The 24,927-nt window shown below is 35.2% G+C and carries 20 protein-coding genes and 1 riboswitch; of the genes, 2 read left to right on the top strand and 18 right to left on the bottom strand.

Features of this window, described 5'->3' with window-relative positions:
• Positions 1 to 184: 184 nt before the first annotated feature.
• The 7 genes from V7014_RS11755 to V7014_RS11785 all read right to left on the bottom strand — a co-directional run bounded on the left by V7014_RS11755 (position 185) and on the right by V7014_RS11785 (position 7,229).
• On the bottom strand, positions 185 to 805 hold the full coding sequence (locus tag V7014_RS11755) for a cell wall hydrolase (RefSeq protein ID WP_335507323.1): 621 nt from the start codon (positions 803 to 805) through the stop codon (positions 185 to 187).
• A gap of 205 nt (positions 806 to 1,010) precedes the next feature.
• Complete coding sequence (locus V7014_RS11760; protein ID WP_335507325.1) at positions 1,011 to 1,166, bottom strand: hypothetical protein; 156 nt, start codon at positions 1,164 to 1,166, stop codon at positions 1,011 to 1,013.
• A gap of 100 nt (positions 1,167 to 1,266) precedes the next feature.
• Positions 1,267 to 1,410, bottom strand: a complete 144-nt coding sequence (locus tag V7014_RS11765) for a TraX family protein (RefSeq protein WP_335507327.1) — start codon at positions 1,408 to 1,410, stop codon at positions 1,267 to 1,269.
• Between the two features lie 48 nt (positions 1,411 to 1,458).
• Complete coding sequence (gene odhB, locus V7014_RS11770) at positions 1,459 to 2,685, bottom strand: 2-oxoglutarate dehydrogenase complex dihydrolipoyllysine-residue succinyltransferase (protein ID WP_335507328.1); 1,227 nt, start codon at positions 2,683 to 2,685, stop codon at positions 1,459 to 1,461.
• A gap of 20 nt (positions 2,686 to 2,705) precedes the next feature.
• Positions 2,706 to 5,543: a 2-oxoglutarate dehydrogenase E1 component gene (gene sucA, locus V7014_RS11775; RefSeq protein WP_335507330.1), complete on the bottom strand. Its 2,838-nt coding sequence runs from the start codon at positions 5,541 to 5,543 to the stop codon at positions 2,706 to 2,708.
• Between the two features lie 328 nt (positions 5,544 to 5,871).
• Positions 5,872 to 6,669 (bottom strand): polysaccharide deacetylase family protein, encoded by a 798-nt coding sequence (locus V7014_RS11780; RefSeq protein WP_335507332.1) that lies wholly within the window; start codon positions 6,667 to 6,669, stop codon positions 5,872 to 5,874.
• A 308-nt stretch (positions 6,670 to 6,977) separates the two neighbouring features.
• Positions 6,978 to 7,229 carry a YkuS family protein gene (locus tag V7014_RS11785; protein ID WP_335507334.1) on the bottom strand — a complete coding sequence of 84 codons (252 nt, stop codon included), beginning with the start codon at positions 7,227 to 7,229 and terminating at the stop codon, positions 6,978 to 6,980.
• 206 nt (positions 7,230 to 7,435) lie between these two features.
• Here V7014_RS11785 and V7014_RS11790 point away from each other — a divergent pair, with 206 nt between their 5' ends.
• On the top strand, positions 7,436 to 7,765 hold the full coding sequence (locus V7014_RS11790) for an HIT domain-containing protein (RefSeq protein ID WP_335507336.1): 330 nt from the start codon (positions 7,436 to 7,438) through the stop codon (positions 7,763 to 7,765).
• 708 nt (positions 7,766 to 8,473) lie between these two features.
• Here V7014_RS11790 and V7014_RS11795 read toward each other — a convergent pair.
• The 5 genes from V7014_RS11795 to V7014_RS11815 are packed head-to-tail and all read right to left on the bottom strand — an operon-like array spanning position 8,474 to position 12,567.
• Entirely contained in the window at positions 8,474 to 9,226 is a 753-nt protein-coding gene (locus V7014_RS11795) for a tyrosine-protein phosphatase (RefSeq protein WP_335507338.1), read from the bottom strand.
• A 14-nt stretch (positions 9,227 to 9,240) separates the two neighbouring features.
• Positions 9,241 to 10,008 (bottom strand): phosphonate ABC transporter ATP-binding protein, encoded by a 768-nt coding sequence (gene phnC, locus V7014_RS11800; protein ID WP_335507340.1) that lies wholly within the window; start codon positions 10,006 to 10,008, stop codon positions 9,241 to 9,243.
• A 10-nt stretch (positions 10,009 to 10,018) separates the two neighbouring features.
• Positions 10,019 to 10,843: a PhnE/PtxC family ABC transporter permease gene (locus V7014_RS11805; protein ID WP_335507342.1), complete on the bottom strand. Its 825-nt coding sequence runs from the start codon at positions 10,841 to 10,843 to the stop codon at positions 10,019 to 10,021.
• Position 10,844: 1 nt separating this feature from the next.
• A complete protein-coding gene (gene phnE / locus V7014_RS11810; RefSeq protein WP_335507344.1) occupies positions 10,845 to 11,624 on the bottom strand; it encodes a phosphonate ABC transporter, permease protein PhnE in 780 nt (259 codons plus the stop codon).
• Positions 11,625 to 11,634: 10 nt separating this feature from the next.
• On the bottom strand, positions 11,635 to 12,567 hold the full coding sequence (locus V7014_RS11815) for a phosphate/phosphite/phosphonate ABC transporter substrate-binding protein (protein WP_335507346.1): 933 nt from the start codon (positions 12,565 to 12,567) through the stop codon (positions 11,635 to 11,637).
• A gap of 170 nt (positions 12,568 to 12,737) precedes the next feature.
• Here V7014_RS11815 and V7014_RS11820 point away from each other — a divergent pair, with 170 nt between their 5' ends.
• The gene (locus V7014_RS11820; protein ID WP_335507348.1) at positions 12,738 to 13,397 is read left to right on the top strand and encodes a GntR family transcriptional regulator; all 660 of its coding nucleotides are present in this window, start codon (positions 12,738 to 12,740) and stop codon (positions 13,395 to 13,397) included.
• 276 nt (positions 13,398 to 13,673) lie between these two features.
• On the opposite strand, the gene metH is transcribed toward V7014_RS11820, so the two are convergent.
• The 6 genes from metH to helD form a co-directional block, all read right to left on the bottom strand.
• Positions 13,674 to 17,114: a methionine synthase gene (metH, locus tag V7014_RS11825; RefSeq protein WP_335507349.1), complete on the bottom strand. Its 3,441-nt coding sequence runs from the start codon at positions 17,112 to 17,114 to the stop codon at positions 13,674 to 13,676.
• Positions 17,107 to 18,951, bottom strand: a complete 1,845-nt coding sequence (locus V7014_RS11830; RefSeq protein ID WP_335507351.1) for a bifunctional homocysteine S-methyltransferase/methylenetetrahydrofolate reductase — start codon at positions 18,949 to 18,951, stop codon at positions 17,107 to 17,109. Before V7014_RS11830 ends, metH begins: the two co-directional genes overlap by 8 nt.
• Before the next feature lie 85 nt (positions 18,952 to 19,036).
• Positions 19,037 to 20,170 carry a trans-sulfuration enzyme family protein gene (locus V7014_RS11835; protein ID WP_335507354.1) on the bottom strand — a complete coding sequence of 378 codons (1,134 nt, stop codon included), beginning with the start codon at positions 20,168 to 20,170 and terminating at the stop codon, positions 19,037 to 19,039.
• A 91-nt stretch (positions 20,171 to 20,261) separates the two neighbouring features.
• Positions 20,262 to 20,363, bottom strand: a riboswitch (SAM riboswitch).
• A 131-nt stretch (positions 20,364 to 20,494) separates the two neighbouring features.
• Positions 20,495 to 21,166, bottom strand: a complete 672-nt coding sequence (locus tag V7014_RS11840; protein ID WP_335507355.1) for a phosphatase PAP2 family protein — start codon at positions 21,164 to 21,166, stop codon at positions 20,495 to 20,497.
• A gap of 79 nt (positions 21,167 to 21,245) precedes the next feature.
• Positions 21,246 to 22,226, bottom strand: coding sequence for a diaminopimelate epimerase (dapF, locus tag V7014_RS11845; RefSeq protein ID WP_335507357.1), 981 nt, complete (start codon positions 22,224 to 22,226; stop codon positions 21,246 to 21,248).
• Positions 22,227 to 22,384: 158 nt separating this feature from the next.
• Entirely contained in the window at positions 22,385 to 24,724 is a 2,340-nt protein-coding gene (gene helD, locus V7014_RS11850) for an RNA polymerase recycling motor HelD (RefSeq protein WP_335507358.1), read from the bottom strand.
• Positions 24,725 to 24,927: the final 203 nt, after the last annotated feature.

A 24,927-nucleotide genomic window follows, 5' to 3' on the forward strand; every position in this document is an offset into this window, starting at 1 on the left:
CTGTTACATTATATATTAGTTATACTTTACATGATAGACATTATTTCAAAAAACTTATATGACTTTCTAACAATCTGATAAGCAAAGAAATATCATATGTAAATTTAAAGCAGTATTTTTTATGATAGAAAGGAACATATTAAAAAAACAAGAAAGCAGTGCACAATCAGCACACTGCTTCTACTTAAGAAATCGCGAAATTATGGTTACCGATTTTCTCAATTACTGGTAAAGACTTTATCCACTGATCATTCGTCTTTGTTGGATTATAAAAGAATGTAGCCTCTGTACCTTCTTCTTGCAGTGCAATTGCTTCATTAACAGCTTTTTTACTCTCTTTGGAAGCTGGTTTATTGATTGAACCATTTGCTACCGGTGAGAATTGTCCTTTAGCGTTAATTACTTGTTCCACCGAGTCTGGGAACTTATCGCTTTCAACACGATTTAATACAACATCTGCTACTGCTACTTTCCCATTATATGGCTCACCTTTCGCTTCTGCGTGTACAAGTCTTGCCATAAGATCTTTCTCTTGAGAAGTTAACGTTTTGGGTAAAACTAGTTGTTCACCTTTGCCTAACGTTTTACTATTCACATTATTTTTCTCTATTAAATCTTCTAGAGGTACTCCATATTGAATTGCTATATCTTTAACACTTTCAGTTGTTTTGGTAGTGTGTACTAATTCACCTTTACTGTTTCTCTTTTTAGATGCAGCCTCTGTTTTAGCTACTCCAGTTGTAGGTGCCAAAGATATCAGGAGCATAGTAGCAGTTATTACTAGAACAGATAGTAATTTCTTCATATTATTTCCTCCTCTTCTCTAAGTCCTACTAACCTTAACAAAAATAAAATGGCCATTCATTGTAAAATAATTTCCAGTTGATTTTTTCATTTCAAAAAAAATAGCAATGAATCCTAGTGATTCATTGCCTCAACATACATTTACACAAAATGTAAAATACCCATTATTAGTAAATACCCCTTTATTTACTATTGATATCTTTATATTAGTTACGTACTGCCAAAATCTTTTCAGCTTTATTGCTTAAAGATTGTTGATCCCCATTTGTAAATATCCCGGCAAACCCCGAAAGTAGAACAAATGCACAAATACCTAATACCCAATTTGTTGCCTTTGATTTTTTTTCAGTTACTTGATTCAATATAATACTTCCCCCTTTGTTGTACATTGAGGACATTATATAACAGACTTCATATATAATTCAAAAGATTTGTCTTATTTTTATTATTTTATTTGTATTTTTATTCACATAAAAAATAACCAATCATGTAAATCGCCCATAAATGAACAGGATAGAAGAAGTAAAACATAGATTTAGTGAATACACTATTCATTCCACACTTTCCGTTATAAAGCAATATAAACAGTATTGCGAATACCTTCAAAAAAACTCCTGTGGATTAATTCCACAGGAGTTCTCTTCTATATATCTATCAACCTTCTAATAATAATTGCTCTGGATCTTCAAGTAACTCTTTTACTTTTACTAAGAAGCTAACTGCCTCTTTACCATCAACAATACGGTGATCGTAAGATAGTGCAATGTACATCATCGGTCTGATTTCCATTGAGTTTTCATCAAGTGCTACTGGACGCCATTGTGTTTTGTGCATACCAAGAATACCAACTTGAGGAGCATTCAAAATTGGTGTAGACATTAATGATCCAAATGTTCCACCATTAGTAATTGTAAATGATCCACCTTGTAGGTCAGATAAGCCTAATTTATTATTACGAGCTTTCTCAGCTAATTCACCGATTGATTGCTCGATCCCAGCAAAACCAATTTTATCTGCATCTCTTACTACTGGAACAACTAAGCCGTCTGGAGCAGCTACTGCGATACCGATATCATAGAACTTTTTAATTACTAGCTCGTCACCTTGAATTTCAGCATTTAATAATGGGAATTTCTTCAAAGCACCTACTACTGCTTTTGTGAAGAAAGACATAAAACCTAATTTTACATCATTATTTTTCTGGAATTGATCTTTTCTACGTTTACGTAAGTCCATGATTGCTGACATATCTACTTCATTGAAAGTAGTTAACATTGCAGCTGTGTGTTGAGCTTCAACTAAACGTTTTGCAATTGTTTGTCTTCTACGAGACATTTTCACAACTTCTACTGGTTTGTCGAATTGTTGTTTTGGTGCTTCAGTCTGCTTAGCCGCTTGTGCTGGTGTTGCAGCTACAGGAGCTGGTTGTGCAGGAGCCACTGGATTATTTAAATCTTGTACGCGAATACGTCCAAGAGGATCATTAGCTGCCACTGCACTTAAGTCAATGCCTTTTTCACGAGCTAACTTACGTGCTGCTGGTGAAGCAATTGGAGCATCGCCAATTTTTTTAGACTCTTCTTTAGCTGCTGGTTGTACTTCAACTTTCGGAGCTTCAGTTGTTGATGCAGGTGCTTGACCTTCTGCCGCTTCACCAACAATCGCAATAGCTTCACCTACTTGAACTGTATCCCCTTCTTCTTTGAGTAGATTAGCCACTACTCCGCTATGTTCTGAAATGATTTCTACATTTACTTTGTCCGTTTCTAATTCAGCGATATATTCCCCTTTTTCTACTGCATCACCTGGTTTTTTAAGCCATTGTGCAATCGTTCCCTCTGAAATTGATTCCGCTAATTCTGGTACAATAATTTCTGCCATGTTAGTTTCCCCTCTTCGCTTTATTGTTGAAATGCTTCAGTGATAATACGATTTTGCTCGGATTTATGGAAGATTGGATCACCCTCCGCAGTACTTGATCTTCTTCTTCTACCGTTGTAACGAACATCTACTTTTGCAGGAGCTAAGTCCTTCAAAATCGGCTCAACAAATGTCCAAGCACCCATGTTCTTAGGCTCTTCTTGTGTCCACACAATTTCTTCTAAGTTCGTAAATTGTTTGAAGTATGCTTCAATTCCTTCATATGGGAATGGATAAATTTGCTCTAAACGAACTAATTTAATTCCTTTAACATCTTCTTGAGCTTCAGCATATTCATGTAAATCGATACTGATTTTTCCTGTGCTTATTACAAGTCGTTTTACTGATGCATTATCAACAGATTCAGAAATAGGATCTTCAAAGAATAATTTAAAGTTTTCATCAGTAAATGCAGTTGGAACTGACGCTGCATTAACATGTCTTAGCAAGCTTTTTGGTGTCATTAATACTAAAGGTCTAACTTCTTCTGTTTTAAGAATTTTCGCTTGCCTTCTTAAAATATGGAAGTATTGAGCTGCACTAGAAAGGTTTGCAACTGTCCAGTTATTCTCTGCTGCCAACGATAGATATCTTTCTAAACGTGCACTTGAATGCTCAGGTCCTTGTCCTTCATAACCATGTGGTAACAAGATTACGATACCTGATTTTTGTCCCCATTTAGCACGTCCTGCTGAAATGAATTGATCAAAAATTACTTGGGCAACGTTTGCAAAATCACCAAATTGAGCTTCCCAAATCACAAGCGTCTCTGGAGAAAATACATCGTATCCATAATCGAATGCTAGAACAGCAGTTTCAGTTAATGGACTATTGTGAACAGAGAACGAAGATTTAGCAGTTGGAAGTGTATGCAATGGTGTGTGTAACTTACCATTCACACTATCATGTAACACTAAATGTCTATGAGCAAACGTTCCACGCTCTGCATCTTGACCGGACAGACGAATTGGAGTTCCATCTTCTAGTATTGTAGCGAATGCTAATGTTTCAGCTAATGCCCAATCCACTTTGCCGCCTTCTTTGAATGCAGCAAGTCTACGCTTCAAAATACGCTCTAATTTGTTAAAGACATTAAAGCCTTCTGGGTATTTTAACAACTCATTATTGATATTAACTAAACGATCTAAACTTACAGCTGTGATTTGACTAGGAATCCCTTTTTCAACCGTTTCAGGTGGTTCCGTAACTCGTGTAATACCTTTTTTGTTATTCGCGATTTTTTTATAAGCAGAACTTAATTTTTTTAAAATGCCTTCTTCTATTGTCGCATATTCTTCATTAGTTATTACTGCATTTTCAATTAATTTTTCAGCATAAATTTCTTTTACAGTAGGGTGGTTGTTTATCAATGTATACATAGCTGGCTGAGTCGTCATTGGCTCGTCCATTTCATTGTGACCGAAGCGACGATATCCCATTAAATCGATTAGGAAATCTTTTTTAAATTCTTTTTTATATAAAAACGCTAAGTGTACGGCTGCTAAGCAAGCTTCAGGATCATCTGCATTCACATGTACAATAGGAATTTCATAGCCTTTTGCTAAGTCACTTGAATATTTTGTAGAGCGTGAATCATAGCTTTCTGTTGTAAAACCAATCATATTATTCGTGATAATATGAACTGATCCACCTGTTTGGAAACCTTTCAATCTACTTAAATTCAATGTTTCCGCTACAATACCTTCCCCTGGGAAAGCAGCATCTCCATGAATTACTACAGCAAGTGATTTAGTCAAGTCTTGTTCAGGATATCCAGGTTTCGTACGGTCGTCTTGAACAGCTCTTGAGTAGCCTTCAACGATAGCTCCAACAAACTCTAAATGACTTGGATTATTCGCTAATGAAAGTCTAGCCTTAACGGTATTATCATCTTTAATTTGTTTATCTCCACCAAGGTGGTACTTTACATCTCCAGTCCAACCATAGTTGATTCCTATTGAACCTTCAGATGGTACAAGTTCCTTGTTAGGAGCATTTTGAAACTCTGAAAATATTATTTCATATGGCTTTCCAAGGACATGTGCAAGCACATTTAATCTACCTCTATGAGCCATACCAATGTTTATACTCTTCGTTCCTGATTGAACAGATTCAGAGATTAATTCATCAAGAACAGGAATCAAAGTATCAAGACCCTCTACAGAGAAACGTTTTTGACCAACAAATGTCTTATGAAGGAATTTCTCAAAACCTTCAACTTCCCCTAAACGCTTTAATAATGATACTTTCTTTTCATTTGAAATTTTCGGAAACATTCTTCCGGATTCAACAATGCTTGTTAACCATTCACGTTCTTTAATCTGATGAACATGATGGAATTCAAACGCAATTGTTTTCGTATAAAGCTCTTTCAAGTATTGAATTGCTTCATAACCATCTTTCACAGAGCTTGGTGCTTCCTCACAAAGAAGATTAGCAGGTATAGCTCGTAAATCTTGTTCAGTTAAACCATAGCTTGAATATTCTAAAGAAACTTCTTCATCATCAGGTTTACCTATTGGATAAATATTTGCTGCAAGATGACCATACTTACGAATATGTGCCACTAGCTTTACAGCTGATTTCATTTTTTGCATGCTGAAAGTACTTGAATTTTGTAAACTTACCGTACCTTCGTTTACTTGAGTATAAGTTGCCGCATTTTCATCCGGGCCTCCCCATACATCAAATAATTCTTTCTCTTCTGAATCAACGGAACTTGGATCTTGTAAGAACTGTTCATATTTCTCTAACAAATATGCGTAGTTTGGTCCCGTTAAATTTCCCCATGGATTCCCACCCATTCTATGGCTGGCCATCTTTAAACCCCCACCTTATGAAGTATATGATTGTATGAAACTATTATCCTTAATGTTAAATACCCAAATTTCCTTCACGAATCGAACATGTAATGAATATGTAAAGAATATTGTTCAAAATATGAGTATTTTGACATCGGTGAATAAAACGTTTTCAAAGATATATTAACACTTTAATGGCTACAGTTCAAAATATTGACACACAAAAAAGATAATTTTTTTTATTCTTTTTTTCTAGTTCAAATATAATGTTGCATTCATTAACTTCCACTAATAAAATCCTCGTTTTTCTTTTAAAAGCGGAAGTCTTTTCTGTGATATTCATTCTCTACTTGAACTGCATTTCTTCTGTTTTATCACTGATCACATCAAAGGTGAAACCTTGAGATTTTAATCCTTCTATAATGGTAGGAAGAGCCTTTACTGTATTCTTCATTAAGTTAATATCATGAAGAAGAATAATGATTTCCTGCTTATCTTTAGCACCATTTAAAACATTAGATGTAATTGTTTGCACACTAACCGTCGGACTAATTCCATCCTTTGAATCCACATTCCAGTCAAAATAGCGATAACCTCTTGTTTCACACTCTGAAGTAATTTGCTTCATAATAGTTGGTCCACCATAAATTTTGCTTGAAACGTTTTTCGACCCTCCCGGAAAACGCAATATTTTCGTTTTTATGGAGTAATTATCTTTCAAAAAAATTTCTAATTTCTTAATATTTCGAAAGAAATCATCTTTTGATACATAAATCTTTTGATAATCATGGGTATATGTATGAAGTGCAATCGCATGACCTCTTTTAATCATTTCTTTATAGCCTACAGCTCCTTCAGGTTCTGAATTAGCCATTACAAAGAAAGTAGCCTTAATTTTGTATTTATCCAAAATATCTAATATTGGAATCGTATTCTTGGAAGGTCCATCATCAAATGTTAAATATGCAACCTTTCGATTCTCTTCACTTTCTTCAATAGGTAGAAAATCATTAACTCCGGTTGGTTGAATGGCTTCTACTGAATTTGCTTCATCATTACAAAAGAAGGTTATTAGCATAGCAACAACGATGGCACAAGTAATGGCTATGACTTTCATTATTCTTTTCCCAATTGTTAAAGGCATTATTTACACTCCTTTCTATTTGTTTATTTTTAGCTTTTTTTTTATTTCTATGCAGAGGCTAAATACCCCTTATAAAGTCATTTTCATTTCAATACTAAAACATCAAAATGTATTTTGTTAATATAGTTTGAAGGCATATGAATTGTTCATTTAGTGAAAAATATTTAATAACAGCACAAAAAACCTTACCTTCTTTGTAGAAATACGTTAATGGAGGAGGTGAGTCTTGATTCGGGTTAAAAATAGCTAGTAAAGGGCCATCATGTAAGTCATAACAACATTCATGAGGACCTTTTTTGTTATTCTAATTATTGAGTTAATCTACGTTTAATTTCATTGACAATTTCATTAGCGGTCATTCCGTTTGCTTCGATGATAGATGCAGTGGTTTTTGTATCTTGTATACCCATGACATTCGTGTCCAATCCTGTTACTACACAAAAATCGAAGTCCACTCCATCGGCGTCTTCTGCGTGCCCTAATTGAGCAACGTTGTATCCAAGTTCGGTCAAGGCATCTTGAATGTCAGTTAATGAGTGTTCCACACCAATTTTTGTCATACTTACACCTCCTCACTGTTTAGGGTTCCTTCACTTTCATTAGTTATGTATAGGAATAGTTAAATCTTATTTGCGTCAATATAAATTCGACGAATACGGGCGGCATACTAACATTTTATCTTATTGAATTAACGAAGAAGGTTATTGGAACATGTGAAAAGAATATATTATTACCAAAGAAAAAAAGGTTATTTAAGGAGGACATTATGACTGAAGATTTTTATTGTGATGAAGTATTAAGCGGTAAAACGCAAGTAAATAAAGTATTGGAAACAGATAATATCTTAGCCTATTATCATACAAGACCTTTTTATCCAGTTCATATTGTTGCTATACCTAAGAAACACATACCTTCTTTAATTACATTGGAAGAAAGTGATAACGATCTATTGCTTGAACTATTAGAAGTAATTAAAAAGGTCGCAACTATGGTGACTGAAGAAAACGGTGCTTGTAGAGTTATAACTAACCTAGGTTTTTATCAGGACTCAAAACATCTCCATTGGCATATAGTTTCTGGCCAACCATTGAAATAGTATAGTTTTAATTTAATTAGGCAGCATTCCAAATGCTACTATTGAAGCTATTAAACTATGATTAAGGAAAGGAAGAAAGGTTGTAGCTGCAACGGATGGGCCGTTATCAATGTGTGAGGAATTGCAAGAACTGGAAGTAATTTAGATTTATAAGAAATAGTTTTGGGAAGCGGACTTAAAAATCGCTTTTTTCTTATATAACTATCAAGTACGTTAATTGAAGAAAAAAGGTTGTCCTATAAGTCCTATTTGTGATCTTTGTTTGATTGATGGGAAAGTAATTCTTTAGATTTTTAAGAAGATACATAGGTTACATCTAGAACGAAAGCGCCAAATATAGGTATTCTAACATAACAGCCGAGTTTATCTATTTCACGCAACCTACTTCGAAGGGCTAATAAAGCGTAAAAGGGCGTCCGAAAAGTGATTGAAATCACTTTTCGGACAGCCCCCCTTCAGACTGTATACAAGCTCGTAAAAATTCCAGTTTGCCTACAGTCTGACCTATCCTTCATTATATGAAGAAAGGTTTTTCATTTTATCTCTCCACATTAAAGTTACTACTCAGGTTATAGTAGTTTATGTTAACAATAAACTATGTCATTTATATACTAATATTAACGAGTTGTTAAATTTCGTTCGCCACACAAAGCACTATCCGACATAATGCCTAGCAATAAGTATTTAAAATAAGACAGAACATCGTGATTATACAAGATAGAATTCTCTAATGTCGTTAATGTCTTCACCACTTAAGCCAAATTGTTCTTTAAAGTATGTGTCATAATCTGAGTAATGCTCGCGAATTTTCGCAAAGACCATTTCCATATACTGAGGTTTAACATTTGCTACTTGTGCAAATAGTTCAGGATGGTCTTTCATTTCTTCTTTTAAGACGCTATACCATTTTGGCGTATGCTTGGCTGTTGATTCGTTCGTTAATAAGTATTCGTAAATAATGTCTTTTTCATCGACACCAAGAAGTAAGTAAATTAATGCTGCACCAACGCCTGTACGATCTTTACCTGCTGTACAGTGGTGTAAAAGAGGTGCTTTTTTATTTTTAATACGTGCAATAAGCTCTTGGTATGCTGGGTTGCCGAATAGCATTTCTGTATAAAACGTACCTAATGCATTTTCTTTCTTCCACATCTCATTATGAAGCAACCCTTCAAGAGATGATGATTCTTCTTCTAAATTGTTAGCTGCAATACGAATATTTTCGACACCTTCAATATGTGGTGTTTTACCTTCGTTTGCTTCTTTCTCTTCACGATAGTCAAAAATTGTTTGCAGTTGTAAATTCTTTAATAGCTCAATATCATTTTCTGTGGCATGACCTAATTCGCCGCAGCGGAATAATAAGGATTCTTTAACCTGTCTTCCATCTTTAGTTAATTGACCGCCCATATCACGGAAGTTGTAAATCGATTCAAATGCTATTGTTTTTGTCTGATTCATAGTAGACTCTCTCCTTATCCTGCCATTAATTCTTCTTCTTTTCCTTCATATAAACGTACAATTAAATCATCTGTTAATTCACTTGGTGCACCATCAAATAGCACGCGACCTTTTTGAATCGCAATAATGCGTGTTGCATATTTTTTCGCCACATCCACTTGGTGTAAGTTAACAAGACAAGCAATGCCTCGTTCTAAGCAGTTGTGATAAATACTTTCCATAACAATTGCTGATGATTTAGGGTCTAGTGATGCAATTGGCTCATCCGCTAAAATAAGTGATGGATTTTGTGCTAAAGCACGGCATACACCTACTCGCTGACGCTGCCCACCACTTAATTCATCAACACGCTTACGGATTTCATTTTTCAGCCCGACTTTTTCAAGTAAAGCAATTGCCTCTTCTTTCTGTTCCTCTGTATAGCGATTGAATAACCCTGAAAAAGTTCCCATTCTTCCAAGATTTCCGTGAAGAACATTTTCTAAAACACTTAATCGATCGACAACATTGTAATGTTGAAAAATCATACCGATATTTGATCGTAATTGACGTAGCACTTTGTTTTTCGCTGTCATTAACGAGTCCCCTTGATAAAGAATTTCTCCATTTGTTGGCGTGACAAGTCGGTTAATTGAACGTAGTAATGTCGATTTACCAGCGCCACTTGGCCCAATTACAGCAATAAATTCACCCTCGTTCACATCAAACGATATGCCATTCAAGGCTTTTGTACCATCTGTATACTGCATTTCTAAATTTTTCACTTGTAGTAAAGGCTTCATGATTTCACTCCTAACGCAATTTCTTTCGTAATAAACCTGTACATGTCTCAATTATAAACATCGTAAAAAAGACAATCATAATCCCTAAAGTCATGTCACCGAAGTTGTAGTAAGCAATAGAGTCTTGGATTAACATCCCAACACCGCCTGCACCAACCATTCCAAGTACAACAGATTCTGCAACATTAATTTCAAACTTAAAAGCAATTGTCGCAATAAATATTGTTTTTAACTTTGGTAATAACCCTTTAAATACTATTAGAATCCAGTTGGCACCAACTGACCGTAATGCTTCAATTGTGTCATCTCCTACTTCTTCAATCTGTGCTGCAAACGTCCGTATTAAATAGGCAGAAGTTGGTAGGATTAATCCTAAGATTCCTGCCATATATCCAAATCCGATACTGGCAACGGCAATCAATACCCACACTGTTGTCGGCACAGCACGAACCATCATTACAAAGAAGCGAATTGTGTAACTTAACCACATAAAAGGTGCGATATTACGCGCTACTAAAAACGCCGTTACAATTGAAAGTACTAATCCAAATAGTAATGAAAGTAATGCAACAACTAATGATGCCAACATTTCTTTTGAATAATCTGGTAACATCGTCAGTGATATTTGCATCATATTGCTGAGTGTGGCTGGCAATTTTTCTACCCCTTCTACAAATTGCTTCCAATCAATTTCCACAACTAATAAGCTGATTACAAAAAGTAGTCCACTTATACCGAAGAAGAGTTGTTGCTGTCTTTTTGTTTTTTCATGAGCGATAGGAATTTTCTTTTTTCGAACATTTGGCAGCTGTATAGCTTCATGCTTCGTCGTCATGTTATATAATTCGCTCCCTTAATTTTTGAGATGTTGTTTCAACAATCATAATTAAGATAATCATAATCACAATCGCCATTGCCGTTTTATCATATTGAAACAAGTCCATCGTTTGTTTAATCATCGTTCCTAATCCACCAGCGCCAACTAGCCCTAAGATAGCACTTGCCCGAATGCCGATTTCGACCATAAAAAGTGACCAATTTAAAAAACTCGGCATAAACTGCGGCATAATCGCATGCTTTAAAACATGAAAGTGATTACCACCACAAGCAACAATTGCTTCTGTTGCATGGTCATCGAGTTCTTCAATTGCCTCTGAATAGACACGTGCTAGAAAACTTGTGCCAAAGACAATTAATGCGAGTAAGCCTGGTAAATTCCCAATTCCGAAAATCACAACTAATACCGCTGCCCAGACAAGTGATGGGATGTTTCGTGAGAATGTTAAAATTGCCTTTAATACCATACGAAGCACTTTTGACGGCGCTGTAGTTTGCGCCATTAAAATCGCCAGCACAAGCCCTAACGCACATGAAATACCTGTTGCAATGAAGGCAAGGAAAATAGTATCAACGACCGGTCCAACAAAATTACTAATCTCACTAAAATCTGGTGGTAAAAAATCTGTGAAAATAAATTGAAAAAATGTTGGTATTGACTCGAATAGTTCCACGATATCAAGTTCCACATACCAAACAGAAAAGCCAATGATCAGGACAAACAATAATATGCCAAGTGATTGTTTCACTTTTTGCGCTCGTTCAAACTGTATGTTCATATCGCTCTCCTTATTGTGCTAATAATTCTTCCGGACTTAGATTCAGTGATTCTGCTACTTTACGAAATTCTTCAAAATCACTATCATTTACTTCTGCTAACTTCGTATCTGTGCTACCTGTTAATGCTTCTAAATAAGCAGGATCATCATAATTTAATAAGAAGTCTTTTACTTCCTCTTTTAATTCCTTTGTATGATCTCCACGAATTGCAAAAGCACCGCCTGCACCAACTTCAATATTCGGTACTTCTTCAATAACTTTATATGAATTTTCCTTAATCACACCATTATCTATCATCATTTTTAGTACACCCGGTGATACAGCTGCTACGTCATACTGCTTATTTGTAACACCGATTACTGCCTTATCATGTCCTCCTGCAAACTGAACACTTTTAAAGAATTCTCCTTCTTTTTCAAGTTCTTCTACGGTCACACCTAACTCTTCAATTAAATGTGCTTTTGGCATTAAGTGCCCGGAAGTTGAAACAGGATCTGCAAATCCAATTGTCTTTCCTTTTAAATCCTCAAGAGATGAAATTGAAGAATCTTTTGGGACAATGAACACACTCATTGGTTGTTCTGTGTCCATATTAATTCCAGCTATGGCTTCCGCACCGGCACGTTCATTTGCGACAATATATGAAAATGCTCCAAATAATGCTAAGTCTGCTTTATCATTTTTCATGGCTTCAATGGCAGCGTTATAGCTATTTGCTTGATAAGATGATACTTCTACACCTAATAATTCTTCTAAATCTTTTTCAAAAGCTGCGTCAACTTTCGCTTTTTGCTCAGAACTTTCTTGTGGAAGGTAAGCAATTACAAACTCTTCCAATTCACCATTTCCTTTTGCATTCGCATCTTTCTCATCACTACATCCACTTAATACTATTGCACCCATTAACATAGAACCTAAGAAAAGCGACTTATACTTTTTCATGTTGACCTCCGAAAAATTTAATAGTTGTACAACTTGTATACAAGATGAATATAACAATTGATTGTTAACGAGGTATAAATTAATCGTTAGAAATTTACTAAAATATTGTAAACTTAAATGACATATTGTCTATTTTCAATTAATCTAAAAATTAGAGAGAGGAGAATAATATGGGTTCCTTAGCTGGACAAGCTTATCACAAATTGCTAGAAAGATTTATTAGAGCCGAATACATGCCTGGCGATAAATTATCTGAGAACATTTTAAGCCAGGAATTAAAAATGAGTCGCACACCAATACGGACTGCATTAATACGACTCATTCGAAAAAATTACATAGACTCTGTTGATAAAAAAGGTATATATGTAAAAGGTTTTTCTGAAAAAACATTTATTGATAATTGTTTGTTTTTACATGATTTACAAAAGATCGTTCTTTATCAATTAATCAAAAAAAATAATAATGAACTAATTTCTCAATTAAAACCGATTATTCTACATCAAATACACGCAAAAGAAAAAAACGACTACTATGGGTACTTAATTGAAACATATAATTTTATTGAAACAATTTTTAAAAGCTACGATAACGACGTTCTATTGAAAGCTTTTCAAAATATCAAGCAAGACTCAATGCGTATGTCGATGATCATTTATAACTTAACGAAGCATCAGCCACACTACTCAACAATTAATATGTTCACAGCACTAAGTCAGTCTTTAAAAGCACAAAATATTGATGAGGTTGATCAATACCTTCAGAAAAATCATGAGCGTATCATGCAGTTTACTAAACTTTTTAACGGTAATGGTGATATTTTCTTGCAGTAAGAAAGGGGGCTGTCCAAAAAGTCAGTTATCACTGACTTTTTGAACGACCCCTTTTTGTATAATCTTTGTTATTGTGCAAGATCACCTATCAATTTTAAAAAAGCTTTCCATTTCCTTAGAAAAATACGGTTCCTTTACATAAGCCAAATAAAAAACCCTCTCTCATCCAATTTAAATAAGATAAAAGAAGGTTTACTCACAATCATAACTACTGGTTTTATCAGGAAAACTAGTCAAACTTCTGATTTATACAGATATCAAACCCATTATTACCCGCTATCTCTCCACATTAAAATACCTAGCCTCAGGATGTGCAAACACAATCGCTGATACAGAAGCTTCTGGCTCCATCATGCAACCTTCCGTTAATTGAACTCCAATATCTTCGGGCTTCAACAAACGGAATAGCTTTTCTTGGTCTTCAAGATTTGGACAAGCTGGGTAGCCGAATGAAAATCTTTGACCAATGTATTTGGCAGAGAAACGTTCTCTCATAGTCATTTCAATTGGATCACTAATGCCTAATTTGTCTCGCATTACTTGATGGATTCGCTCTGCAAATCCTTCCGCTGTTTCAAGAGCAATCGATTGAATGGCATGGCTTTTTAAGAATTCTCCATTCTCTTTCCACGCATCACTACGCTGTCTAATGCCTTTACCAGCGGTTACAACGAAGAATCCGACATAATCCATTTCACCTGATCCTACTGGCTTTAAATAATCTGCTAAACATAGGAATGGCGCACTTTCTTGTCTTGGAAAATCAAACTCTTCTAGCACTTCATTATAATTTTCCGGATTGTACACAATCACTTTTTTACCATCGCTTTGTGCAGGGAAGAATTGATAAATCGAATTGACACTATAATCACTTTGCAATAAGTCAGCATATAAAGTATTTACTAAGTCAGTCAGTTGCAATGCTTTTTCATCTTTTTCCGCTAATAGCTTATCTAACTTACCTTTTAATCCTAAATGATGACCGATTAACATTTGACGATTTACATACGGCATAATTGTCTGTAAAGGATAATCGACTAGCGTATGACGTTTTGTGTCTTCAGGCACCTTAACTTCAGCTGGATTAACCGTAATAACTACTTCTTCCGCTTTCTTTTCTTTAGTTGGTCTTTGGGCAGCTAGAGCTAAAGATTTCTTTCTTTTTTCGTCTAGTGCCTCCACAAATTCTTGTTTTTGCTCATCATCATGCATCGTATTCGCAAGTGCTAGGCCATCCATTGCATCCTTTGCGTAGAGAACTGTCCCCTTATACTCCGGAGCAATTTTGAAATCTGTGAATTTCCTTGATAGCGCTGCTCCACCTACCATAATTGGTGTATCGATGCTTTTATCTTTTAAATCTTGAGCAGTTAAAACCATTTGCTGTGCAGATTTAACTAATAAACCAGATAACCCAATCATGGATGGTTTGTATTTCTCAACAGCTTCTATTATTTGTTGAGACGTTACTTTAATACCTAAATCAACAATATCGTAACCGTTATTAGCAAGAATAATCTCTACTAAGTTCTTACCGATATCATGAACATCGCCTTTAACAGTCGCCAAGATGATTTTACCTTTTGAATTACCTGTTTCGCTCACTTCCATAAATTGCTCTAAGTGAGAAACAGATGTTTTCATAACTTCCGCACTTTGTAATACTTCCGCAACAATCAGTTGATTATCATTGAATAGAACACCAACTTCACTCATCCCTGCCATTAATGGCCCATTGATAATGTCTAAAGGAGCTCTGCCTTCCCCAAGAGCCTCATCTAAATCAGCTATGAGCCCTTCTTTTGTTCCTTCTACAATATATTGAGCTAATCGTTCATCAAGCGATAGCTTCTTCGTATCGATTTTCTTTTCAACTTTTTTATCTCGGAAATAAGCTGTAAATTGTTGAAGCGTCTCATCGCTTGTTTCGAATAATAATCTCTCGGAAAGTTCTACTTCTTCTTTCGGAATGCTTGCAAAGCGCTCCAATTTTTCCGTATTAACAATCGCGTAATCAAGTCCAGCTTTCGTACAGTGATATAAGAAAACGGCATTCAATACTTCTCGACCTCTAGGTGGTAACCCAAATGAAACATTGCTTATTCCAAGAATGGCTAAACTATTTGGCAATTCTTCTTTGATAGCTTGAATGCCTTTTACCGTTTCAAGGGCAGAGCCAACATACTGTTCATCACCTGTTCCTACTGGGAATACAAGTGGATCAAAAATAATATCTTTCGGATTCATACCATATTTATTTACCAACAAATCATATGAACGCTTTGCAACTCGCAATTTGTCTTCAGCTGTAATCGCCATTCCCTTTTCATCAATAGTTCCAACAACGAGAGCACCACCATATTGATGAATGAGGCTTGAGACACTTTTGAATTTTCCTTCGCCATCTTCTAAGTTCACTGAGTTAATAACAGCTTTTCCTTGGGAATATTTCAAAGCTTGCTCAAGAACAGCATCATCTGTTGAATCAATTACGAGCGGAACTTTTACTTTCTTCACCACTTCTTTGACAAATTCCTTCATATTTCCTAACTCATCATCATCAGGGTCTGCTAAACAAATATCAATAACGTGCGCTCCTTTTTTCACTTGAGCACGAGCAATTTCTGAAGCTTGTTCAAATGATTTATCACGTATTAATTGTTTGAACTTTCTGGACCCGATGACGTTTGTTCGTTCACCTACAAATAAAGGTCTCATACTATCATCATATAATAAAGAATCTGTACCTGAAACGGCGTGATTATGTGTTTCAATTGGAATTGGCCGTGGTGGTAGCGTTGCTACTTCTTCTACAATCGCTTTCACATGAGCAGGAGTCGTACCACAACACCCCCCGATAATATTTATCCAACCTTTCTCTGCAAACTGTCTTACTTTACTAGCTAGTGATGCAGGAGATTCATGATAATGACCTTCTTCATCCGGTAAACCAGCATTTGGATAACAACTAATACCTGTGTTTGCTAATTGAGATAATGTACGCACATGATCCGTCATGAATTCAGGGCCAGTCGCACAATTCAAACCAACTGCAATAGGGTTCATATACTCACAAGAGAAATAAAAAGCATCGATTGGTTGCCCTGCTAATGTAGTGCCCATAGGTTCAATTGTTCCAGAAATAATAATCGGAAGTACTTTTCCGGTTTTAGCAAATGCTTGTTTAATACCTGTGTAAGCAGCTTTCACATTCAGCATATCTTGACACGTTTCTACTATTAATACATCGCATCCACCATCAATTAACCCTTCTACTTGCTCACTATAAGAAGCTTGTAAATCGTCAAATGTTGTTCCACCCGTTAAAGACAATGTTTTCGTTGTAGGTCCAATAGATCCACCTGCAAAACGCAGCTTTTCAGGTGTGCTATATTTCTCGCATGCCACTTTTGCTATTTGGGCCGCTTTTTTATTAAGCTCATATGCAATAGAACCGAGATTATATTCATCTAATACAATGCTCGCTCCACCGAATGTATTGGTTTCAATAATATCAGCACCCGCTTCTAAATAGGCTTCATGGATGTTTGCAATCGTCTCTGGACTAGTGAATGTTAAATATTCATTACAACCTTCATATTCTTCGCCACCAAAATCAGCTGCTGTTAAGTTTGCATCTTGTATCATGGTTCCCATAGCACCATCAAGAACTAAAATTCGTTCATTCATTAATGTTGATAAATCATGATTACTCATATACTGTCACTTCCTCTTTCTGCTTAGCATCTATTTCTCGAACGAATTGTGTTAGTTCTACAGTAATGTTATATCGCAAAAATGGGGTAATTAAATAAATACCGTTGAATCGTTCCATTGTCGCTTCCACTAACTCTTTAGCAATAGCTAAGCCTTCTCTTTCAGCTTGAAGACGGTCATTTCCAGCCTTCTCCATTGCACGTAATACAGAATCAGGAAGTGTGATTCCTGGAACTTCATGATGGATATACTCCGCATTACGATGGCTTGTTAAAGGCATAATCCCCATGAATATTGGTGCTGTTATGTGTTTTGTAGCTTGATAGATTTCTTCTACTTGCTCTACTGAATAAATCGGCTGTGTTAAGAACGAGTCTGCCCCAGCTTTAATCTTTCTTTCCATGCGTCCAACCGCTTTATGAAGATACTTCACGTTCGGATTAAAAGCTGCCGCAACTTTGAAATTTGTTTTTTGCCCTAATGGTTTACCACTATAAGAAAGTCCTTCATTGTATTGCTTTACTAAACTGATTAAATCCATTGAAGATACATCATATACAGACGTTGCACCTGGAAAATCCCCTACCTTGGATGGATCGCCTGTAATGACAAGAATTTCATCTAAACCTAATGTGTGAAGACCCATAAGATGGGACTGTAAGCCGATTAGGTTATGATCCCGACAAGTTAAATGAACGAGTGGATTTACACCTTGTTGTTTCAATATAGATCCTAGAGCCATATTACTAATACGAGGTGACGCAAGCGAATTGTCTGCCATCGTAATTGTATCTGCTCCCGCTTCCATTAATGCTTTTGCACCTTCTAAATAGGCGGATACATTTAATTTCTTTGGTGGATCCAATTCAACTAAAATGGTTCTCTTATGCTCTACTTTTTTATATAAAGCTTCATCAATTTCATGATGTATAGTTTGATTCACTTCTATTTTTCTTGGAGAAACTTCCTTCTCAAATATTGGTGAAAGTCCGGTTATATGTTTCTTCACTGCTTCAATATGACTTGGTGTCGTACCACAGCAACCACCAATAATTCTTACTCCTTGTTCTCTCATTAAAAGTGCGCTTTTACCGAAATATTCTGCATTCGTTTCGTACTGTAATCTACCATCAATGTACTCTGGTAAACTAGCATTTGGATATGCACTTAAAACTCCTTTCGTCGGTAGAGGAACTTGTTCCAAAGCGCGAATCGTATGATGAGGACCTAAACGACAGTTCACACCAACAACATCTGCTCCTTTGTCTTCTAAAATAGGCACCGCTTCACTTAAATGCATACCATTTTGCAAATACCCTATTTCATGAAGTGACACATTCGCAATAATCGGTATTGTTGTTTCTTGTCTTGCAATCTCTAATACCGTTTCCATTTCTTCAAAATCATAGAATGTTTCTAGTATAAGCCCATCTGGATCTTCTAATAGTAAACTAAATAATTGTTCTCTGAAATTTCTTTTAATTTCATCTAAGGTAATATCCGACTTTCGTAAACTTCTTGTAGCTCCAATCGTACCAAAGACAAAGTGATGCTCTAAAGCGGCACTTTTTGCTATTCTCATTCCTTCTCGATTAATGGAAGATACTTTATCGTCTAATCCGTAGCGTTTTAACTTATAGTGGTTCGCCCCGTACGTATTCGACTGAAGAATATCAGCACCTGCATGAACATACGCTTGATGTACGCTCCTTACTAAATCAGGATTAATAATATTTAACTCTTCATAGCATTGGTCAACACCAGTTGAATATAGAAGAGTGCCCATTGCACCTTCACCTATTAAAATTCGATTCTGTATTTCATCACGAAAGTTCACGAAGTATTCACCCCAAATTATTTGTTAGCAACTCAATATTCTATTAACCTTGTATTATGAATGTATGATTTTTTACTGGCTACATTTATTTAAAAGCTTGCTCCAAATCAGAAATTAGATCTTGCACGTTTTCTATACCTACTGAAAATCGTAATAAATAATCACTTACACCTTTTTCTTCACGATATTCTTTCGGAATATCAGCATGTGTTTGTGTAGTTGGATATGTGATCAGTGATTCTACACCACCTAAACTTTCAGCAAAACTAATAACCTGAACATGCTTTAATAAATCTGCAACTATTGATACCTCAGTAACTTCAAAGGAGATCATCGCTCCAAAGCCATTACATTGCTTCTCCATAATTGATCTTCCAGCATGATTTGCTAAACCTGGATAAAATACTTTTTTCACTAATTCATGTTGGGCCAGCCATTCAGCAATTGCTTGAGCATTTTCTTGTTGACGTTCCATTCTAATTGCTAATGTTTTCAATCCTCGTAATAATAACCACGAATCTTGAGGTCCAAGGATCGTTCCTGTACTATTTTGTAATCTGCCTACCTTTTCGCTTAATTCTTCAGTTGCCGTAACGACTAAACCACCGATAACATCATTATGTCCTCCAATATATTTAGATGCACTATGAATCACGATATCCGCACCATATTGAATTGGTTTTTGTAAGTATGGGGTTAGAAATGTGTTATCGACTATAGTTAATAAATTATTTTCTTTCGCTAACTTACTAATTGCCGCTAAATCGGTTATTTTCATCAACGGATTTGTAGGTGTTTCAATAAAAAGGGCAACTGTTTTATCTTTAATGGCTGCTTCAACATCGCTTAAACACGAAGTATCAACATAAGATGCTGTAATTCCATAATTATTAAATATTTCTTCTAATATTCGATACGTGCCACCATATAAATCGTCTGATATAACAATATGATCACCAGATTTAAAGAGGAATAAAACGGTTGTAATAGCCGCCATACCTGAAGAAAAAGCAAAACCAGCATCTCCTTCTTCCAATTCAGCAATCGCTTCTTCTAATGCCTTCCTTGTTGGATTAGCCGTTCTCGAATAATCAAATCCAGTGCTTCTACCAAGCTCCGGATGCTCGAAGGTTGCATTTTGATAGATTGGTGTACTTATGGAACCTGTTGTTGGATCTTTCTTTTGACCAGCTTGAACTAATTTTGTTTCAATATTCATGTTCATCCCCCATTAACTTCAACTTTACTAATACAAAAAACGCCCCTTCTAATGAGAAAGAGCGCTAGTAATATTACAAACTTTAACTTCGCTCTCATCGACTAGAATTTTATTTCTACTGGCATTGGCACCGTTCATAAATGATGGTTGCCGGGCATCGTAGGGCCAGTCCCTCCGCCTCTCTAGATAAGAGTTTTTTATTAAATTTTTTGATATTTCATTTTTTATATCATAATGATGAAATGAGTATTTGTCAATCTGTTTTATTGCAACTTGTAAATATTATATCTAATCCTTTTCGTAAACATTGCAAAAACCTATGAATTAAGACGCTTGTTCACGTCTAAATTCATAGTAATTTAAGGCTAGTCCACATAGGCAAACCCAAAATCCTCCGGCTGCAAATCCAGCAATTACATCACTAGGATAATGTACACCTAAATAAATGCGGCTTATGCCAATTAAAAGCACAATAATCGTAAACAAAACCGCAATCAATATATCAAGTAATTTATTTTTTGCAACTTTAGCTAACACAACTGCTAAAGTAGTATAAAAAATAAAAGAAGCCATGCTATGACCGCTAGGAAAGCTGTATCCCTGTTCTACAATCAACGGGTAAAAGTCAGGACGTTCTCTTTGAAACAACCATTTTAAATACGCGTTAAATAATCCACCTAAGCTCGATGAAAGGATTAAGTAAACAGCATAACGTTTTTTATAAAAGAAAAAAATAGTGGATGTAATGAGAACACCGAGTGTAAGGCCAAGCTTTCCACCTAGAAATGTGATTGCTTTCATAACAACTGTTAATTGATCAGAAATATGGCCTTGAAAAAACTCAATGATTTTATAGTCAAAGCTTCGTAATTCATTTGCTTTTAATCCATCAACCAATCTTAAAAACACATAAGAATAAACAGCAATCAGGCACGCGATAAAAATAATATATTGAATATTTTTCTTAGTTAGTCTTTCTGCTCTGATAGAATTCAAATTTCTTTCTCCTTTTGCGATGAATACAATATATTTAATTCATTCATACGTTCCCTTTGTTTTCAATAAGCAATATTTTTCACAAATATTTATTTACATACAGTTGACAAGCTTCTTGCATTGCCTGATATGCTAGCAATTCTTCTGGAAACTCTATTTTATCTGTAATTGTAAATGCGTTTAAGGTATCACGCATTTCTACATGTACTTTAAACTCATATGTTGCATTTCCAATTAGATCAATCGAATAGGAATCATTTTGTTTATGAACTTGACAATTCACTTTTCCACCAGGATTATAAACAGAAATGATTTCTTCAACATTATTTTCTCCTTGTAAACACGTAACAAGTGTAGAAGCACTCATTGCAGTACCACATGCGTTTGTAAATCCTACGCCTCTTTCAAATGTTTTGACAAAAATGCTACCACTTTCAAGTAGCTCCACAAAACTTACATTTACGCCATCAGGAAAATAAGGATTTTCTCCATTTACATACGTTGATAGTTTTTCTTGCACGCCACTTACTAATACTTCCGAATCAACAATTGAAATAAAATGTGGATTCGGAACCGCTACAGCCGTAAACTTTAATTCCGGCGCTAACTCAGCTAGCTCCTGATTGATGAAAGTTTCACTTTCTACATTGAAAGGTAAATCTTTAACAAGAAACGAGACAGGCGAGATTTCCACTTTAAAAGTAGGAATATTTTCAAAAATATCTTCTGTTTGCTCCACTGCTAGAACTGCTTTCATAGTCTCAATTGAAAGTTGCTGCTTCCCTAATAATTCACAAGCATATCGTGCTATACAACGTAATCCATTTCCACACATAGAAGCTTCTGATCCGTCAGAATTAAATACGCGCATTTTACCATCCGCTACATCGCTTTTTTGAAAAAATAAAATACCGTCAGCACCAATTCCCGTTTCACGATTACACAATGTAAGTGTTAACTGTGCTCTTTCTTTATCTGATAACTGTATTGGATGGCTATATTCATCTAATATTAAAAAATCATTACTTGAACCATGACATTTCACAAAATTCAATTGCATATTTATCCCCCACCTATGTATGTTTCTGTATTGTACATATTACTATTATTGTAACAAAGATTATAGTAAGGTGTAGAAATTTTGACAACTCTAAAAGATTGAAATTTTGATGAGCTTCTAACCACTACACAAGGATGACTGATGATGAAATGTTACATCTAATCTTGAATGACGTCATATACTGAGATAGGAATTCGCTTCATAAATGGTGTTTTCTCACTGGAAGCAAATACATGCAACTCATGCATCGCTCTTGTACAAGCCGTATAAAATAGCTTCCGTTCAACGCTTCTTTGATTCGAATAGTTAGAAGCGTCATAAATAATCACTGCATCGAATTCTATTCCTTTTGCTAAGTATGCAGGTAAGACTAAGATGCCTTTTGTGAATGTATATGTCGTTTGACTCATGTATTGAATATTTACATCTTTAACGAGATGTTCATATGCTCTAGTACTTTCTTCAGCTGTTTTACATATAACAGCAATAGTTTGATATTGAGACTCTTGTAGATTATTTAATAACTGCACTAGTTTTGAATGAAATCCCTCTTCATTTGTTACTTTTGAATATGTTGGTTTTTTGCCGTTTCGATTAAACGCCTCTATTGCCTCTCCACCCTGAATAATATACTTTGTAAAATCAATAATTTGTCTAGTGGAACGATAACTTTTTGTTAACACCATATTCTCTTGTTCATTTGCTTCAAATATTTCGCTAGACAGTAAAGAAGATGCATGTAGCGTATGAGCAAAAATTGCTTGATTGAAATCACCTAAAATCGTCATTTTACAATATGGGAACCATTGTTTCAGTACAGCAAGTTGAAAAGGTGAGTAATCCTGAGCTTCATCAATGAATAAATGACGAATCATGGTGTTCATTTTTTTCCCTTCTATTTTTTCTTTTAAGTACAAATAAGGCGTTGTATCTTCGTAATACAATTCTCGCTTTTGAACTTTCTCTTTTGTGTAATTACAAATATCGTGCCAATTTTCAGAAAAACCTAATGATGCAATTTCTCTCTGCAATGAAAACATTTGCTCATATATAGCTCGAACATGAATAAATTTCAATTCCTTTATTGCACGAATAATAGGTTTAAAGTGCTTATGAACAACCTTTTTAACTAATAGCATCTGTTCTTGCTCGAAATCATTAAATGTGTTTTCTGAATAAGCTCCTTTACTTTGTAATTCCTGATAAGCATAAATAAACTGATCGTTATCAAGCAACTCACTTTCACCTAATGCCCATTCCTTCGTTCTCTCTATTTTTTCCTTCTTCTTTATTTCTTTTAGAAGCCAACTTTTCACTAACTCCATACGGTTGGATACTGAGATAGTAGAATTTAAAGAATAGAAATAATCCGCTATTTCCTTGCTTGTTATTAAGGTGACTCCTCGAAAAGTAATCTTTCTAAACACAAGTGCCTGTGTTGAAAGATACTCCACGTAACGATCGATTAATCGTTTAAAATCTAAACTTGCTTTATATTGTATTCCTTCCATACGCGCACTATTTGATTTTTCTGTTTGCTGAGTAAGCACAAATTCCATTTGCTCAAAAGGACCTTCTACTATGCATTCACGATTAATTCGCTCCTCAACATATTCTTGAAACGTAGCTTGTTGCATATTATCTTCACCTAAGTCAGGAAGAACCGTTGCAACATAGCTGTTAAATAGTGGGTTAGGAGAGAAAAGCATGATATTCTCTGATTTAAGCTCATTGAGGTGACGATATAATAAATATGCCACTCTTTGAAGTGCAGCTGATGTTTTACCACTACCTGCAACTCCTTGAACGATTAGATACTTACCGCTTTCATTTCGAATGATTTGATTTTGCTCTTTTTGAATAGTTGCCACAATATTCTTCATTTGTGTATTCGCATTATTTCCGAGAACTTCTTTTAATAATTCATCACCGATTGTTACACCGGTATCAAACATACTTTTTATTTCTCCATTCTTCGTAATGAACTGTCTCTTTAACTCCATTTCACCTTGAATGATACCTTCCAGCGTTTTGTATTGTGCCGGTCCTGGAGAGTAATCATAATAAATGCTCGATATAGGTGCCCGCCAATCATATATTAAAAAATTCTCTTCATTTTCGTCCATTAAAGAAGCTATGCCAAGATACACAACATCTTTGCTAGTTTCACCATCTTCTAAAAAATCCACTCTTCCGAAATACGGAGAATCTTGCAATCGTGTTAAAGTTTTCAATTGTTGGTGTAATTGTCCATGAGTACGTTCTCTTTCAGATAACATTTCTGATTGCTGTTTTATACTCGCCAGCGTTTCAGCTGCCTCTTCAGGGTTATCTATATTTACAGTTACATCATCCCAAAATGTTTTTCGAAGTTGGATTACATCATTCTTTAAACCGCCTGAGTATTGATTCAACTTTAATATTTTATTATTAATTTCTAACAATACTTTTTGAATACGGATCTCTTCTTGTTTTCGATCTTCATCGAACATCGTCATTCTATTCACTCTCCTAAAATTAATAGTTGACATCCATTTAATTTTGTTATATAATTAAATTGGATAAATATATTTAGTTTATGATTATCCGTCCTAACTTACATTTTACCATAACAATTAGGTAACGAACAAGATGATGTTCGTTTTTTTATATTTAACAAATAAACCGTCCATACTGTAAGGCATGGACGGTTTATTTGTTA

This window comes from Bacillus sp. JJ722, assembly GCF_036963345.1.
GTDB lineage: Bacteria > Bacillota > Bacilli > Bacillales > DSM-1321 > Bacillus_AD.

Coding starts and splice junctions, on each gene's coding strand:
- V7014_RS11755 (WP_335507323.1), bottom strand. CDS start 805: ATGAAGAAATTACTATCTGTTCTAGTAATAACTGCTACTATGCTCCTG.
- odhB (WP_335507328.1), bottom strand. CDS start 2,685: ATGGCAGAAATTATTGTACCAGAATTAGCGGAATCAATTTCAGAGGGA.
- sucA (WP_335507330.1), bottom strand. CDS start 5,543: ATGGCCAGCCATAGAATGGGTGGGAATCCATGGGGAAATTTAACGGGA.
- V7014_RS11780 (WP_335507332.1), bottom strand. CDS start 6,669: ATGCCTTTAACAATTGGGAAAAGAATAATGAAAGTCATAGCCATTACT.
- V7014_RS11785 (WP_335507334.1), bottom strand. CDS start 7,229: ATGACAAAAATTGGTGTGGAACACTCATTAACTGACATTCAAGATGCC.
- V7014_RS11790 (WP_335507336.1), top strand. CDS start 7,436: ATGACTGAAGATTTTTATTGTGATGAAGTATTAAGCGGTAAAACGCAA.
- V7014_RS11795 (WP_335507338.1), bottom strand. CDS start 9,226: ATGAATCAGACAAAAACAATAGCATTTGAATCGATTTACAACTTCCGT.
- phnC (WP_335507340.1), bottom strand. CDS start 10,008: ATGAAGCCTTTACTACAAGTGAAAAATTTAGAAATGCAGTATACAGAT.
- V7014_RS11805 (WP_335507342.1), bottom strand. CDS start 10,843: ATGACGACGAAGCATGAAGCTATACAGCTGCCAAATGTTCGAAAAAAG.
- phnE (WP_335507344.1), bottom strand. CDS start 11,624: ATGAACATACAGTTTGAACGAGCGCAAAAAGTGAAACAATCACTTGGC.
- V7014_RS11815 (WP_335507346.1), bottom strand. CDS start 12,567: ATGAAAAAGTATAAGTCGCTTTTCTTAGGTTCTATGTTAATGGGTGCA.
- V7014_RS11820 (WP_335507348.1), top strand. CDS start 12,738: ATGGGTTCCTTAGCTGGACAAGCTTATCACAAATTGCTAGAAAGATTT.
- metH (WP_335507349.1), bottom strand. CDS start 17,114: ATGAGTAATCATGATTTATCAACATTAATGAATGAACGAATTTTAGTT.
- V7014_RS11835 (WP_335507354.1), bottom strand. CDS start 20,170: ATGAATATTGAAACAAAATTAGTTCAAGCTGGTCAAAAGAAAGATCCA.
- dapF (WP_335507357.1), bottom strand. CDS start 22,226: ATGCAATTGAATTTTGTGAAATGTCATGGTTCAAGTAATGATTTTTTA.
- helD (WP_335507358.1), bottom strand. CDS start 24,724: ATGACGATGTTCGATGAAGATCGAAAACAAGAAGAGATCCGTATTCAA.